We start from the raw sequence: 15,867 nt of genomic DNA on the forward strand, positions 1-15,867 counted from the left end.
CCGTTGCGCTGCATTTCCATATAATTCGTTCAGCCGCATGACCCATGTCTGCGGCTAATTTCACACGTCTGGACCGGCCTCCGGCGTCGGCACTACGGTGTCGCGGGGGGCGGGATGAAGGGCGTGATCGTCGAAACGCCAACACAAGGAGTAGTACCCATGCCGTCCAAGGTCACGATGCGCGACCTGCTGGAAACTGGCGTCCACTTCGGGCATCGCACCCAGAAGTGGAACCCCAAGATGTCCCCGTTTATCTACACCGCCCGCAATGGCATCCACATCATCGACCTGCGCCAGACGTTGACCAACCTCAACGCCTATTTCGACATGGTCGCGGAAGTTGTGCGTAAGGGCGGCACCATCCTGTTTGTCGGCACCAAGCGGCAGGCGCAGGAGACGGTGTTCAAGGCGGCTGTCGACTGCGGCATGCCGTACATCAACGAGCGTTGGCTCGGCGGCACGCTGACCAACTGGCGCACCATCAAGGAGCGCATCGACACGCTCAAGAAGCTGGAAGCCCGCCGCGACAAGGGCGAGTTCAGCCTGCTGACCAAGCGCGAAGCCCTGATGCTTCAGCGCGAGATCGACATCCTGAATCAGCGCCTCGGCGGCATCAAGGACATGAAGCGCCTGCCCGAGATGCTGGTCATCGTCGACACCAAGCGCGAAGAAACGGCCATCAAGGAAGCCAACGCGCTCAACATCCCGGTGCTTGCGCTGGTCGATACCAACTGCAACCCGGACGTGATCGACTACATCATCCCCGGCAACGATGACGCCATGCGCGCCATCAAGCTGGTGGTCGACGCCATCGCCGATGCCGTGAAGGAAGGCAAGGCGATGCGTAAGGCCGAAGACGAAAGCTTTGACGACGACGCCGTCAGCGCCGCCGCCCCCGTCATCGACTACGAAGAGGAAGACGAGGACGAGGACGACGAGCGGTATCTGGGTAAGTCCACCCTCGCCAAACTTCGTGACGCCAAACTCTTCGACGAAGGCGGAGACGAGGAAAGCGCGGAAAGCGCGGACGACGAATAAGGCACACCCAGCCCACCGCAACCGCGATGGGCTGTTTTACGACAACCAGCCGAACCACAGGCGATAGGAGCAGAAATGGCTGAAATCACCGCACAAATGGTCAAGGACCTGCGTGAAATGACCGGCGCAGGCCCCTTGGACTGCAAGAAGGCGCTCGAACAGTTCGCCGGCGACATGAACAAGGCCGCCGACTTCCTGCGCGAGAAGGGCCTCGCGAAGGCCGCCAAGAAGCTGGGCGCAGGCCGCACCATGAACGAAGGTCTGATCGAGACCTACCTGCACTTCAACAAGCGCCTCGGCGTGATGGTCGAAGTCAACTGCGAGACCGACTTCGTGGCCGCGACCGACGCGTTCAAGAACTTCTGCCGCGAACTGGCGATGCATATCGCGTCGCTGTCGCCGGAATACGTCAGGCGCGAGGACGTGCCCGAGGCGATCGTCGCCAAGGAGCGCGAAATTCAGACCCACCGCGCTGTCGAAGAAGGCAAGCCGCCCGCCATCGCCGAGAAGGTGGCCGAGGGCCGCATGGCCAAGTTCTTCGAGGAGATCGTGCTGATGGAGCAGCAGTACTTCCGCGACGACTCGAAGACGATTCAGCAGTTTCTACAGGAAACGGTGGCCGAGGTCGGCGAGAGCATCCAGATCGCCCGCTTTGTGCGCTTCGCACTCGGACAGGGTGGCGCTGACACCGAATAGTTGTGGTATACTGCGTTCCGATGCGAACGAATTTCCACACCCACTTCGCTGTCCAAACAGCCCACCGCATGGGGATTAGCCAATGTGCTAGTCCCCTTTTTTTGCCTGCCGACCGTGTCAGCATCGTTCGTTGAAGGGGACTCCATGATGATCGAATCGACCACTGAAGCCGCCGTTGACGCCTCTCAGGAAGTGCCGGTAACCCCGCCCGGGCCGTACCGGCGAATTGTGCTTAAGCTGAGCGGTGAAGCGCTCAATGGCCCGCAGGGCTTCGGCATCGACACCAATCGTGCCGAAGTGATCGCCCACAAAATCCGCGAAGTCCACGAGCTGGGCGTACAGATCGGGGTCGTGATCGGTGCAGGCAACCTGTGGCGCGGAACGACCGGCACCAAGCGCGGCATGGAGCAATCGACCGCCGACCACATGGGCATGATCGCCACCGTCATGAACGGGCTGGCGCTGCAAGACGCGCTGGAACGCATCGGCATCGCCACCCGCGTGCAGACCGCCGTCAGTATGAACGCCATCGCCGAGCCGTACATCCGCCTGCGCGCAATCCGCCACATGGAAAAAGGGCGCGTCGTCATCATGACCGGCGGCACCGGCAACCCGTACTTCACCACCGACACCGCTGCCGCCCTGCGCGCTATGGAAATCGACGCCGACATCGTCATCAAGGCAACGAAGGTCAACGGCGTGTACAGCGCCGACCCGAAGAAAGACCCGACCGCCCAGCGATTTACGCATCTCAGCTACGATCAGGTGCTGTCCAGCCGCTTCGAAGTGATGGACATGACCGCCTTCGCGCTGTGCCGCGAAAACGACATGCCGATCCTCGTACTGGACTTTGAGGCCGAGGGCGACCTGGTGCGAGCGATCAAGGGCGATACCTCGGTCGGCACGCTGGTCAGCCACGAGGGCGGGCTGCTGTAGGAAGTTTGCAGACGCCAGTTTCAGTTATCAGGGACACAGTACGGGCGCGGGAGACTGCGCCCGTTTGATTCTGAGGCTACGGCGACGTACTGCGCTGGATCAGTAGTCGCACGGCGCTGTCATCGTAGATCACGAACTGCGTCTCGCCGTTGGCGTGCAGCGCGTCAATGACCTCCGCCTGCGTGATCGGCAGCGGGTCGCCGGCCAACGTCAGCGTCATATCACTGGTCACAAGGCTGATCGCCATGAGGTCGGGGAACACGTCGGCCAGTCGGACGATCAGCGGATCGGGCGGCTCATCAAGTCGAAACTGGCCGGCAGTCCGAACCACTGCAATGCCATCTATCGCGAGCTGATCGACGAGGGTTTGATACTGGTACGCGCCGGATGGGCCGCCTGCGCGCGCACCGCCGGTCAGCGCGAATGCCGCCAAAATCACGACAACATTGACGACGACGAGCGCCAGCGCGCCAAGGGCAATTGGACGCATGCGCCGTATGGGCAGCAGGCCAACCGGACTGGCCGGAATCGGCGAAAACGACACCGCGTAGCCGTTGTCGAAGGCAAAACGCAGCAGCGCGTAGATAAGGATGACCGCGCCGAGCATCTCGAACGTTTCCTCGATCGTCGCGACGATCAGGTACGGGTACGTCACGCCGCTCTCGCCGTACATGCTCGCGCTGATCCCTTCGATGACGAACGCGCCGCCCACATACACCACGGCGGCAACCAGAAACAGCGTCCGTGTCGATGCCGGCAAACGGAGCCAAAAGCGAATGTACACCAGCGCAAAGAGGACCAGCGGCGGCAGCGCGGCGAGCTGCCAGCCAAACGTCAGAAACCCGCTGAGGTCGAAGTCGGTTTGCAACCACTCGGCGAAGATCTCATGGATCGATGCCGCCTCGTCAATCGAGAGATACAGAAACACCAGCGCAAGGCCGAACCACAGCAGTGTCCCCGGCAGACCGGACTTGCGGCGGCTGACGGCGATCCACAGCAGCAGAACCGACGCCCCGAACAGCAGCAGCGCCGAGTACCACGTGGGGATGCTGTTCTCGACATTGACGCTGAACAGGTCGAGGGCGAGCACGAAGTACGGATGCCGGGCTTCGTCCAGTACGACCTCCGCCAAATACTCGGCGACGAGGCTCTGCGCACCGAAGAACACGGCCAGCCCGCCGAGAAGCAGGCCGACCGTGCGCGGCGCCAACCGGAGGTCTAGGCGCACGGTTCGTCTTCCGAGCGCTAGAGCTGCCCCGCCGGACTCCGGTGACGAATCGCCGGCATCCGACGAGGCAGCGTCGATATCCTGCATTCGTTAGGACGATCTGCGGCTGGAACCGCTGCCCCGGCCCGAACCGCTGCCCTTGCCGGAACACTTTAGCTTGAAGCTGCCCCGGCCGTTGCCTGAAATCTTGCACCCGATCGGCACGAAGATCGGGCCGCTGGGCGCGCCGACGAGGATGATGTCGATATCCACGATCACGACGGTGACGGCGACGATGACAATGGTCGTGCTGCCTTCCAGCAGATCGCCTTCGACGCGAATGATGTCACCGATGCGGATAGACGTCAGCACCGGGTCGTTCGCATCGATTTCGATATCGAGGCCGAAGATCGTGATGATGTTGATGTTGATCTCATCGACCGGGCCTTCGATGATGATGACCACACCGGACGTGTCGTCTGAGGTGACGCGGTAGCTGGCCGTGTCGGTATCGCTGACCGTCTGGCCCTCGTATTCTCCGGATGCGGTCGCTGTGTTGGTGTAATCGTCTTCACCGGTTGGGAACGGCCCGATGACGCACTCGTAGGAAGCTCCGGGAGCCAGTTCGACCGGCAGGATGCACGAGGCCGTGCTGTAGGTATCGTCGACCAACGTGAGATTGGTCAGCGGGACGTTGCCGGTGTTGGTCATCGCAAGCTTGTAGACCACGTCGCGCACGCGGCCAACGCGAATCGTATCGGCCCACGTCGAGCCGCCGTTCTTCGAAATCTGCTTCTCGATAGTGATTTCGGGCAGGTTGCCGCTGAAGTAGTGCGCTTCGTCGCTTGTGGTAATCGTGACGCCTTCGTACGCGGCGGACGCCGTGGCGATGTTGGTATGCTGGCCGTCTTCGACCGCGAACGGGCCGATTGTACACTCCGCGAACGCCCCGACAGGAAGGGCCGCCGGCCACGTGCATCCCGACGTATCGAACATGCTGTCGGTCAGTCCGATGCCGGTCACCTCGACGTTGCCGACATTCGTGATGACGAACCGGAACGAGACCTGATCGCCGGCCTGATATTCGGGGCCGGGTGCGTCGTCGGCGTTGTCCCATGTGACGCCGTCGTTCGAGACGAACTTGTCCACGTCGATCGAGGCGGTCTGGCACGACGGACCGGGCAGTGATGCGATCTCAAACCCGTTGCCTGCCTTCACTGCAACCTGTACGTCGCCTTCTGCGACATTCCCGAGGAATGCGATGCTGTACGTGCGTGAAGCGCTGGTAGAAAGCGGCAGGTCCCACTTCATCCCGGACACACCGGTCGTCGGGTCGGTGCCGAATGACACGGCCTCCGATGGAACGGTCTCGACGACCAGAAGCGGCGGCGTACAGCTCGGGATGCCAACGTCGAAGTGGCTGAGATCGGGGGATTGGTCGACGCCCACCACCACATACGAAAAGCTGGTCTGGTTCAATGCGCTGTCGTACACGCGTCCGCCATAACTCACGTTGAAGCTAAGCAGCTGTGTCGCCGAGTCGTTCTGCGCAACACCGATCGAAACGATAAACGTCAATGCCAGCAGCAGCACGATCGCGCATAAGTCCATTCTCCATAATAGATCGATGACTTCAGGTGCGAAGATGCCTTCATCGTACACGTTATACCGTTGAGCATGCGTGAATGTTGCTGGCACCAGTACATAAGTACGCACATCATCATGCAACATCTTTCGCGGTTCCTCGGTTATGCTTTATAGGCCATTCGCTCAATTAATCGTGTTACCCGGGGTCAGCTCATGTTGAAACGTATATTGAAGGCAGCGGCGGTATGGATGATGGTCGCCGCATTGTCTACGGGTATCGCTGCGCAGGATGAACAGGTCGCCGTACCTGACGTTACCGGCCTCACAGTGGCGCAGGCCGCCGCACAGCTCAACGCGGCAGGCCTTGCGCTCGGCCGCGAGGTTGTCGTACCGGTCGATGGACGCACGCCCGACGTCGTCAGCGGCCAGTCGGTCGCTGCCGGCCAATCCGTAGACGCGGGCACCGAAATCAACGTCGAGATCGCGCGCTCGGCCAACATCCGCCTGGTATACGACGATAACGATCTCACGATGGTCAACCTGACCGGCGACGTCCTGCGGCTGAGCGGGCTGTCGTTCGAGACGGTCGACAGCGCCCAACCGGCGGCCTTCAACGCTGGCCGTTGGTCGGACATCGTACGGCCGCGCCAGTGTACGCAGGTATGGTCCGTAGGTCGAAACGGGCCGAAGTCGCTCCCGGAGTGCGAGTTCATCCAGAACTGGCTGACGACCAACAATCGCGGCGAGCATTTCTGGACGACCGTCAGCGGCGCGCGCACGTTTCGCGTGCTGCAAAACGACGTCGAGCGCGCCGTGTGCGAGGCGGCCCCGCCCAGCTCGCAGGATCGCCCGCTGACGTGCGAGCTGTACATCGCCGCCGACGCGCAGGGCGACGACGTGCCGTTCATCTACATCGCCTATACCCGCGACACGCTCGCCATCATCAATATCTCGCCGGACAAGTGGATGCGTGTCAACAGCCCCACGATCATCAACGGCTTGGAGAACCCTGACCCGTTCGGGCGGGAATTCAAGATCAACAACAATCTGTTCGGCCGGCCAGAGATTGTCGCGCGGGTCAACCGCCTCGCGCCCAATCAGTGCGTGCTGTTCGCCACCGACGCCGTAACCCAGCCTGCCGGACTACAGAACTGCAACGTGATCGCCACCTATACCGTGCAAGCCTCGCAGGCGTGGTGGAGCGCCAACTTCGAGGTTCAGGGCCAAGACGGCAAGCGGCGGCTGTGTAATGCCGCGCTGTCCGACCGCACGACGGTTTGCATCATGCCCCGGTAGGGAAAGGAATCAGTTGGCAGGAGTCAGTTGACAGGGGCGCAGGGCGAGGCAGCGTGGTTCACAGTCTCGTAATGACTGACGTGGCTCGATTGTGTCTCATCACTCAGCACTTTCAACTTCTCGCTTAGTCCTCGCCGGCGTACAACTGTTCGACGTAATCCGTGATGGCGCTCAGGCGCGTCTCGGGAAAGTCGAACGCCCACTGGGCGGCGGTCTCCCGCGCGAGCCGCGTATACAGCGCAATCGAGGAGAACAGCGCGCGCCAACTGCTGGGTGCGTCGAAATGCGCAAACACGCTGTGCAGCGCACCCCAGATGTCGTCCCGTACCCAACTGCGCATGAAGTCCCCGCGCGACCACGTATCGATCGGCTCGGCGGCGGTGGCTTGCGCGTGCCAGACCAGCATCGTCAGCAGGCAGTTTTGCTGGTTCTGATCGGCCCACTTGACCTTCCACAGGTTGTGCCGCGCGATCTGCTTGGCGACATACACCGCGCCGTAGAAGTAGGTGTCGACCGCCTGTGAGAATGCGTTGGCGTCCGGCGGCTCGAACGGCGGGACATCGAACGGGCGCGGGGCGGGCAGTCTAGCCGCCAGCCCGTCCTTGTCGAGCAGGATGTCGTAACCGCGCAGGTGACTGTTCCACAGCCGCTGTTCCTCGACCAGCTGGCGCAGTACCGACACCGGCGCGGTCGAGAAGTCGAGCTTCAGACCGCCTTCGTACAGGATCAGCCAGCCGCGCTGCTCGTCCTGCTGTTCCTCGACAACCGCCCACACCGGCGCATAGCCTTTGACCTGCTCAATCCACGCGGCATGGTCTGCGAAGTCGTCCCGGACGAACAGCTCGAGATCGAGGTCGGAATACGCGTCGGCCGGGTTGCGCTGGCGCGCCTGCGATCCGGTGACAAGCACCGCCCGCACGTCGTCCACGCCTGCGGCCCATGCCACAATATCGCGCTTGATGGTATCGAAGAACGCCCCAATGCTGTCCGGATCGGTCGTCATCGCCGCTAATCCGTCAGGCTGGCCGGGCGATGACGACCATACGCGGCGCACCGTCCTCGAACTCACCGCCATCGAGGTCGCCGTAGACCGTAGTCACTTCCCAACCGGTCATCATCAGCAGCAGCTTGATTTCGCTGTAGAAGTAGTAGTACAGGCGCAGCGGCGCAAACGTCCGCTTCACCGTGCCGTCGGCGGTGATCTCGTCGTAAATCCACGTCACTTGAAGCGTCTGCATGGTGCGGTCAAGCGTGCTGATAGACTGCTGCATGACAAGATGGCCGGTCTCTGGCTCAAGGAAGGTGCGCTCGAAGATCAGCCCGTCGGTGTCCTCGGTGGCATACACGTCACCGGCGTTGGGCAAGTCGAGCACGAGCAATCCATCGTCGCGGGTGCATTCGCGCAGGTGGCGCAGCACGGTGATCTGCGAGTCCTGATCGAGGAAGTGCATCAGGCCGTTATACGGGACGAGCGTCAGGCCGAACTTGACGGGGAACTTGAACGTACGCGCATCGCCTTCGTGAAAGTGCATGCGGTCGGTCAGCTCCTGCTCGGCGTCGAGCAGGGCGCGGGCGCGTTCCAGCATGCGCGGCTCGTTGTCGATGCCGTGAACGTCGTAGCCGGCGCGCGCCAGCGGGAACATCACACGGCCGGTGCCACATCCTACGTCGAGGATCGGCCCGTCGATGTCCTGCGCCAGCTCAAGGTAGAACGGCAAGTCGTCGTTCTTGTCGGTGTTCTCGGCGTCGTAGTAGCGTGCAATTTGGGCGTAGAAACCGCTCACGGTGTCGTCCTTGCAGGTGCGATAGTCTGCTGCCTCTATTATACGCCTAGCGGCGGTTCAGGAATGTCTCCACCGCGCGCAAGTGGTCTTCGGCGGCCCACAGCGCTGGGAACAGCTCGCGTTCGGTGCGCAGCGCGTCGGCGTACGGCTGTGTCAACCCCGCCCACAGCACGCGCTTGATCGCCGTAATGACCGCCGGCGGGTGCTGGACGATACGCCGGGCGAGTGTCAGGGCTTCGTCCAGCGCCTGCGCGCGCGGCGCAACATGATGCGCCAGCCCAAAGGCCAACAGCTCGTCCGCGCCCATGGGCCGGCCTTCGAGCAGGATCGACAATGCACGGCTGTAACCGACGATGCGCATGAGCCGCTGGCCGGCGCCCCACCCCGGCGTGAGCGCCATGCGAATCTGCACAAAGCCCATCTGCGCGGCCTCGTCGACAATGCGCAGGTCGCAGGCGACGGCGATTTCGCTTCCGCCGCCCAGCGCGTAACCGTGAATGGCAGCGATGACCGGCACCGGCAGGCGCTCCATGGTTGCCAGCGCATCGCCCATAATGGCGATGAATTCACGCGCATCGGCCTCGGTCGGGCGGCCTTGCAGGTCGATCAAGTCGCCGCCGGAACAGAACGCATCGCGCCCTGCCCCGGTCAGGATCAGGGCGCGCAGCGACAGGTCACCGGCCAGCGACTCAATCAGCCCGTGGAACCGAATCATCGACTCGAGGGTGAGCGCGTTGCGGACGTGGGGCCGATTGAACGTCAGGACGGCGATGCCGTCGGCGTCACGGTCGAGCAGGACATCCCCACTCATCCGACAATTCCAACGTTGGCGTCCGGGTCGGCCGGGGGCGGCAGGGTCACAAAGGCTGGCGCTTCGACCGTTTCAGGATCGCGCTTCGCCTCGCGGTCGGGCCTCAGCACGATCACCGCCAACGGTGGAACGGTCAGCGTCAGGCTGTGTTCCCACTCGTGGTGGCGGTGTTCTTGGCTGTGCAGCGGTTCGGGATTACCGACGTTGCCGCCGCCAAATTCGGACGCGTCACTGTTGAGGACTTCACGGTAGGTGCCGGGCTTCGGCACGCCGATCCGGTAGTCGTGCCTGACGACCGGCGTCCAGCTCGCGACGACGATCAGCATGTCGTCTTTGTCATCGGCGTAGCGGATGTAGCTGTAGACACTGTTCTCGTTGTCGTTGGCGTCGATCCACTTGAACCCGTCGAAATCGTAGTCGTGCTGCCACAGCGACGGTTCGTCACGGTAGAACGCGTTAAGCCGCTTGCACCAGTTCTGCAGCGACTGATGGGTGTCCCACGACAGCAGGTGCCAATCAAGCTGGCGCGCCTCGCTCCACTCGCGCCATTGACCGATCTCCGAGCCCATGAAGTTGAGCTTCTTGCCCGGGTGGGTGTACATATAGCCGAACAGCAGGCGCAGGGTGGCGAACTTCTGCCACCAGTCGCCCGGCACCTTGTTGATCATCGAGCCTTTGAGGTGGACGACCTCGTCATGGCTGAGCGACAGCACGAAGTTTTCGCTGAAGGCGTAGAACAGGCTGAACGTGATTTTGTCGTGCTTCCAGCGCCGGTAGACCGGGTCGGCCTTGAGATACTCGAGCGTGTCGTGCATCCAGCCCATGTTCCACTTGAACGTGAAGCCGAGGCCGCCTACGTAGACCGGTCGCGACACCATCGGCCATGCGGTCGACTCTTCAGCGACGGTGATCGCCCCCGGCGCTTCGCGGTGGACAACCTCGTTGAACTGGCGCAGGAACATGATCGCTTCGAGGTTCTCCCGCCCGCCGTAGCGGTTGGGGATCCACTGCCCGTGCTCGCGCGAGAAGTCGAGATAGATGATCGACGACACGGCGTCCACGCGCAGGCCGTCGATGTGGTACTCCTTGAGCCAGAACAACGCGCTGGCGATCAGGAAATTGCGCACCTCGTTGCGGCCGAAGTTAAAGATCAGCGTCCCCCAGTCGGGGTGTTCGCGCTGCAGCGGATGGTCGTGCTCGTAGAGATGCGTGCCGTCGAAGTAGTTGAGGCCGTGGCCGTCCTTGGGGAAGTGCGCCGGCACCCAGTCGAGGATCACGCCAATGCCGGCCTGATGCGCCGCGTCGATCAGCGCCATAAGCTGATGTGGCGTGCCATAGCGGCTGGTGGCGGCGAAATAGCCGGTCACCTGATAGCCCCAACTGCCGTCGTACGGGTACTCGGTCACCGGCATCAGTTCGATGTGCGTGTAGCCCATGTCCTTGACGTAAGCGATGAGCTTGTCGGCCAGTTCGGCGTAGGTCAGCCACGAACCATCGTCGTGGCGCTGCCAACTCCCCAGATGCACCTCGTAAACAGCCATCGGTTTCTTGAGCGGATCGCCCTGCGCGCGCGCTTCCATCCACGCGCTGTCGCCCCAGCGGTAGCCGGATAGCTCGGTGACGATCGACGCGTTGGCGGGCCGCACCTCGCAGAAGAAGGCGAACGGGTCGGATTTCTGGAAGCGCCAACCCTGATTGTGCGAACGGATTTCGTAGCGGTAAACCTCGCCTTCGGCGATGCCGGGGACGAACAACTCCCATACCCCGCCTGTGCGCATGCGCATCGGCAGGCTGCGCTCGTCCCAACGGTTGAAGTTGCCAATGATGCTGATCCGCAACGCGTTCGGCGCCCAGACTACGAAGTTCACGCCGCGTACGCCCTCGTGTTCGACTATGTGCGCGCCGAACGAGTCGTAGGCGTACAGCAGGTTGCCCTCGCCCCACAGGTAGAGATCGAAGTCGGTCATCAATGGGCCGAAACGGTACGGGTCGTCGACCTCGGTGGTCACACCGTCGAAATCGGCCTGCTTCAGGCGGTATGTGAACCCTTCCGCTACCGCACCGTCAACAACAGCCGAAAACAGCCCATCGGCATGTACTTTTTCCATCGAATGCTGGGTGCCGTCCGGCAGCACGACGGCGAGTTCCTTCGCCCACGGCCGAAATACCCGAACGGCAACGCCGCCATCAACCGCATGCGGGCCAAGGACGTCAAACGGCGCGCCGTGCCGTCCTTCGATGAGCGCCGCCACTGCATCGGGATGAATCTCCGCGTCCAAAGCCATGTATCATAATCCTTTACACGTATCTGCCGTTTGGTCAGAATACGGTCGATTGTAGCGCATGCCGGCTATCGGCCGCGATACGCGCACAATTGCCGCGTTACCCCGCATCCCGTACAATGCGGCACTGTGATACAGCACCCCGTTGAGGACAACCTGTGGCCCGCAAACCCGCCGAACAAGCCGTCAGCCGTGAGGACATCCTCCACGCGGCGGCCGAAGTCTTGCGCCGCAACGGTTACGAAGGCACGACGATGAAGGACATCGCCGCGCAGGTCAACTTGACCGCGGCGAGCCTGTATCATCACTTCGAGAACAAGGACGTGCTGCTGTTGGCTGTGCTGGAGTTAGGCTTGCAGTACGTCGCCCATGAGATCGAGGCCGTCGTCGCTGACGTGTCCATGACCTGCACGGACAAGCTGCGCCGAATCGTCCACATCCACATCGCCAACCAGACCGAGAACCGCCCCGCCGGTGTGGCGATGGTATACGAAGTGCGGCATATCGTGGCGCAGCAGCCGCGCGGGGGTCTATCGGATGAGGCGATCGCCGAGTACAACGCGCGCCGCACCAGCTTTTTCGCCGAACGCCGGCGGTTTGAGGCGTTGTTCCAGCGCGTCGTTCACGAGGGGATCGAAGCGGGCGAGTTTCGGCAGGTCGATGTGCCGGTCGTCGTCAAAACGATCCTCGGCGCGAACAACTGGGTGTCGGTGTGGTACACCGAAGGCGGCCGCCTAAGCGGGGAGCAGATCGCCGAGGAAATTGCCGAATTGTTCGTGAGGGCGCTGCGTCCGTGAAGCCAATTCGCCTAGAACTCAAGAACTTCCTGCCCTATCAAGTCCCCGACCCGCTGCGCTTCGACGGGATTCACCTCGCCTGCCTGACCGGCCCCAACGGCGCCGGCAAATCGTCGGTGCTGGACGCGATCACGTGGGTATTGTGGGGCACCGCGCGGTCCAAGCGCGACGACGAGCTGATTCATCAAGGTCAGACCGAGATGCACGTCCAGTTCGACTTCGAGCAGGACGACGTGCTGTACCGCGTCATCCGGAGGCGGTCCAAGAAGGGCAAGACCGGCAGCACCGAGCTCACGCTGCTGGCGATGAACGACGAGCAGTGGAACTTGATCAGCGAGCCGTCGATTCGCCAGACCGAGAAGAAGATCGTTGACATCCTGCACCTGAGCTACGACACGTTTGTGCATTCGGCGTTCTTGCAGCAGGGCCGGGCCGATGCCTTCACGACCCGCACGCCGGCCGAGCGCAAATCGATCCTCGGCGAAATCCTCGGGCTTGAGCAATGGCTGAAGTACGAGGCGGCGGCAAAGGAACGCTACAACGCGCTCGAACGCGAGGTCGACCTCAACCGCCGCGAGATCGAGTCGATCGAGATCGAACTTGCCCGGCGGCCCAGCCTCGAAGCGGACAAGGCGCTGGCAGAGGCCAGCGTACGCGAGGCGGAAGAAGCGCTGGCGCTGGCGCAGCAGCGGCTCGACGTGGTGCGCGATGCGCCGGACGCGCTGCGACGCGCACAGGCCGACCGCAAGGACCGCGTCGACCGCGAGCTCGACCTCAAACGGCAGCAGGACGAGGCCGAGCACGAGATGGCGCGGTGGGCTGGCGAGATCGACGAGTGCCTGCAGATCGTGGCCCGGCGCGCGGACATCGAGGGCGGCTACGACTCGCTGCAAAGCGCGCGCGAGGCCGACCGGTCGCTGCGCGACAAGCTGGACGCGCTCACCGACATCGATCGTAAGCGTGCGGACCTCAACAGCCAGCTCAACACGATCCGCGCCCGCCTCGACGCTGAGATCGAACGGCTGGAGCGCAGCATCGACGATCAGCAGGCTGTGATCGACGCCGACCCGTCCGCCGAACTCGAGTCGGTGCAGGCGGAGCTGCGCGCGCTCAACGAGGCCGAGGCCCGGCGGGCCGACATGCAGCGCGAGGAGACGCGCATCCGCGAGGAGATTGCAGAACACAAAGCGCGCCTTGAGACCGTTGGCCAAGAAGGCAAGGACATGGTCGAACGGCAGGCGAAACTCGAAGCGACCGATTCCGCAACGTGCCCTTTGTGCGGTCAGGAACTGACACCGGAACATCGCGCCGAGATGCTTGCCCAGCTCGAAGTCGATATTGTCGCGCATCGCGAGCGTTACCGTGCGAGCCGCGACCGTGCCAAGGAACTGGACGACCGGCTGAAGCAGCAGGAGCGCGAACTCAAACAGCTCACCGCGACGTTGGCCGGCATGGCCAAGCTGCAGGAACGCGCCGGCCACCTCTCCGCCAGCGCGGCGGCGGTCGCTCAGGCCGCGGGCCGGAAAGCCGAGGATGCGCAGCAGCTTGAGACACTGATCGCGCAGCGCGACACCGGCGACTATGGCTACGACGTGCGCGAGGCGCTTGCCGCCCTTGACGCCGAGGCCGCGGCGCTCGGCTACGACAAAGGCGAGCACGACGCTACTCGCCGCACGCTCGACGATTACATGCAGTACGAACGGCTGAAGGTGCGCCTCGAGTCGGCGCTGGAACAGCTTCCCAAGTTCGAGCAGTCGCGCGCCAACGCCGAGGCGCGCCGCGACCGTCTCGCGCTCAATCTGTCGACGCTGGCCGGTGAGATCGAGCAGATCGACATTCAGCTTGCCGGGTTGGAGGAGCGCGCCCGCGAATACGCCGAGCGCGAGGCCGAGCGCCGGATGCAGGACAATGTCCGCATTCAGGCGACCGGCCGGCTGGCCAAGATCGAGCAGCAGCTCGATACGCTGGACAGCCGGCTCGAACGGCGCGCGTATCTTGAGGAGAAGCTCGCGGCCGACCAGCACGAGATGGGCCTGTACGCGGAACTGCGTACGGCGTTCGGGCGCAACGGCGTGCCGGCCATGATCATCGAGTCGGCCATCCCCGAGCTTGAGGAACTTTCAAACGACCTACTGCGCCGGATGACCGAGGGCCGCATGGCGCTGCGCCTGATCACGCAGAAGGACAAGGTCACCGGCGGCGTGGCGGAGACGCTCGACATCGAGATCGCCGACGAGCTCGGGACGCGCAGCTACGAGACCTACAGCGGCGGCGAGGCGTTTCGCATCAACTTTGCGCTGCGCGTGGCGCTCAGCAAACTGCTGGCACGGCGGGCTGGGGCACAGCTTCGCACACTGTTCATCGACGAGGGCTTCGGCACGCAGGACGAAACCGGCCGCGCCCGTTTGGTCGAGGCGATCAACACCATTCAGCACGAGTTCGAGCTGATCCTTGTCATCACCCACATCGACGACCTGCGCGACAGTTTCCCCGTGCATATCGTGGTCGACAAGACGTCCGCCGGGAGCCGCATCAGCATCCGGTAGGGCGAGTGATGAGTGATGAGGAAGGACTAGGGCGGGCACAGAGCACACAGAGGACACAGAGCGCACAAAGGCTGTTGTATGGGCGAGCCGGGGGCTCGCCCAGCTTGACACGTAGCAGGCGGAGCAAACTTCACGGTCAAACGATGCTATACTCAATCCATCTGGCTTGAGGTTCCACATGAACGACACCAACCCCAAATCTAGCGCGCACGCGCTGGAGAAGCAGCTAAAACAGCTCACGCCTGTACTGGCGGAAGCACTCGCCGCGGTCAGCGCTGACGAGGACGACGTTGTCTCGCTTCCCGACCGCAAGACGCGACGCGAACTGATCGCCGCATGGATCGGGTCGATTGAGTCTGATGCCAGGGACGCCTCGACGTCGATTGACGAAACACTGAAGCAGGCGTATGGCGACGCAAAACAGCCTGCTGATTGACACCAACATACTCGTTGCGGCGGCATATCCAAAAGACATCAACCATCAGCAGGCCATTGTCTTCTTCGAGGTCTACATTGATCGCGACCTTGTCGTACCTGCTCCCGTACTGAGCGAGTTGTTCCACGTCTTGCTCGTGCGGGAAGGTTATGCGACGGCGCTCGGTGCTGTCGCCCATACCGTTCGCACATTCGAAGTCGTGTCTACACAACGCAGTGACTACATCCGAGCGATCCAGATTATGCGTCAGCACCTCGACGCGCAGCTCGACCTCACCGACGCGACGGTGATGGCGCTGGCCGAACGGCTTAACATCGCGGAGATTGCCACGTTCGACCGGCGCGACTTCTCGATTGTTCGGCCTAAACACAGCGACAGCTTCACGTTGCTTCCGTGATACCTAGCGGCTTGCCCTGAGCCTCACCCCGCGTCGCGTCGCTCCGCCGCCTTA

Annotated in this window: 14 protein-coding genes; 8 read left to right on the plus strand and 6 right to left on the minus strand. The window is 62.7% G+C overall.

Annotation, left to right across the window (positions count from 1 at the left end; all coding sequences use genetic code 11):
• Positions 1-159: 159 nt before the first annotated feature.
• From rpsB to IPM16_16210, 3 genes are all read left to right on the plus strand, one after another.
• Positions 160-1,038 (plus strand): 30S ribosomal protein S2, encoded by an 879-nt coding sequence (rpsB, locus tag IPM16_16200; protein MBK9124643.1) that lies wholly within the window; start codon positions 160-162, stop codon positions 1,036-1,038.
• Between the two features lie 75 nt (positions 1,039-1,113).
• Positions 1,114-1,734 (plus strand): translation elongation factor Ts, encoded by a 621-nt coding sequence (gene tsf, locus IPM16_16205; protein MBK9124644.1) that lies wholly within the window; start codon positions 1,114-1,116, stop codon positions 1,732-1,734.
• A 147-nt stretch (positions 1,735-1,881) separates the two neighbouring features.
• The gene (locus IPM16_16210) at positions 1,882-2,670 is read left to right on the plus strand and encodes a UMP kinase (GenBank protein MBK9124645.1); all 789 of its coding nucleotides are present in this window, start codon (positions 1,882-1,884) and stop codon (positions 2,668-2,670) included.
• Positions 2,671-2,746: 76 nt separating this feature from the next.
• On the opposite strand, the gene IPM16_16215 is transcribed toward IPM16_16210, so the two are convergent.
• The gene (locus IPM16_16215; protein MBK9124646.1) at positions 2,747-3,985 is read right to left on the minus strand and encodes a hypothetical protein; all 1,239 of its coding nucleotides are present in this window, start codon (positions 3,983-3,985) and stop codon (positions 2,747-2,749) included.
• Positions 3,986-3,988: 3 nt separating this feature from the next.
• Positions 3,989-5,608, minus strand: coding sequence for a hypothetical protein (locus IPM16_16220; GenBank protein MBK9124647.1), 1,620 nt, complete (start codon positions 5,606-5,608; stop codon positions 3,989-3,991).
• A 69-nt stretch (positions 5,609-5,677) separates the two neighbouring features.
• Here IPM16_16220 and IPM16_16225 point away from each other — a divergent pair, with 69 nt between their 5' ends.
• Positions 5,678-6,760 carry a PASTA domain-containing protein gene (locus tag IPM16_16225; protein ID MBK9124648.1) on the plus strand — a complete coding sequence of 361 codons (1,083 nt, stop codon included), beginning with the start codon at positions 5,678-5,680 and terminating at the stop codon, positions 6,758-6,760.
• Between the two features lie 124 nt (positions 6,761-6,884).
• On the opposite strand, the gene IPM16_16230 is transcribed toward IPM16_16225, so the two are convergent.
• Genes IPM16_16230 through glgB form a run of 4 tightly spaced genes read right to left on the minus strand, consistent with a single transcriptional unit; the run spans position 6,885 to position 11,640 of the window.
• On the minus strand, positions 6,885-7,835 hold the full coding sequence (locus tag IPM16_16230) for an aminoglycoside 6-adenylyltransferase (protein MBK9124649.1): 951 nt from the start codon (positions 7,833-7,835) through the stop codon (positions 6,885-6,887).
• Positions 7,777-8,544, minus strand: coding sequence for a class I SAM-dependent methyltransferase (locus IPM16_16235; GenBank protein MBK9124650.1), 768 nt, complete (start codon positions 8,542-8,544; stop codon positions 7,777-7,779). The genes IPM16_16230 and IPM16_16235 overlap by 59 nt, the downstream gene beginning before the upstream one ends.
• A 46-nt stretch (positions 8,545-8,590) precedes the next feature.
• A complete protein-coding gene (locus IPM16_16240; protein MBK9124651.1) occupies positions 8,591-9,355 on the minus strand; it encodes an enoyl-CoA hydratase/isomerase family protein in 765 nt (254 codons plus the stop codon).
• Positions 9,352-11,640, minus strand: a complete 2,289-nt coding sequence (glgB, locus tag IPM16_16245; GenBank protein MBK9124652.1) for a 1,4-alpha-glucan branching protein GlgB — start codon at positions 11,638-11,640, stop codon at positions 9,352-9,354. Before glgB ends, IPM16_16240 begins: the two co-directional genes overlap by 4 nt.
• 155 nt (positions 11,641-11,795) lie before the next feature.
• Here glgB and IPM16_16250 point away from each other — a divergent pair, with 155 nt between their 5' ends.
• The 4 genes from IPM16_16250 to IPM16_16265 all read left to right on the plus strand — a co-directional run bounded on the left by IPM16_16250 (position 11,796) and on the right by IPM16_16265 (position 15,813).
• Positions 11,796-12,434, plus strand: coding sequence for a TetR family transcriptional regulator (locus IPM16_16250; GenBank protein ID MBK9124653.1), 639 nt, complete (start codon positions 11,796-11,798; stop codon positions 12,432-12,434).
• Entirely contained in the window at positions 12,431-14,980 is a 2,550-nt protein-coding gene (locus tag IPM16_16255; GenBank protein ID MBK9124654.1) for an SMC family ATPase, read from the plus strand. Before IPM16_16250 ends, IPM16_16255 begins: the two co-directional genes overlap by 4 nt.
• Before the next feature lie 178 nt (positions 14,981-15,158).
• Positions 15,159-15,416, plus strand: a complete 258-nt coding sequence (locus IPM16_16260) for a hypothetical protein (GenBank protein MBK9124655.1) — start codon at positions 15,159-15,161, stop codon at positions 15,414-15,416.
• Positions 15,388-15,813, plus strand: coding sequence for a PIN domain-containing protein (locus IPM16_16265; protein MBK9124656.1), 426 nt, complete (start codon positions 15,388-15,390; stop codon positions 15,811-15,813). Before IPM16_16260 ends, IPM16_16265 begins: the two co-directional genes overlap by 29 nt.
• Positions 15,814-15,867 lie beyond the last annotated feature (54 nt).

This window comes from Candidatus Flexicrinis affinis, from assembly GCA_016716525.1.
GTDB classification, from domain to species: Bacteria; Chloroflexota; Anaerolineae; order Aggregatilineales; family Phototrophicaceae; genus Flexicrinis; species Flexicrinis affinis.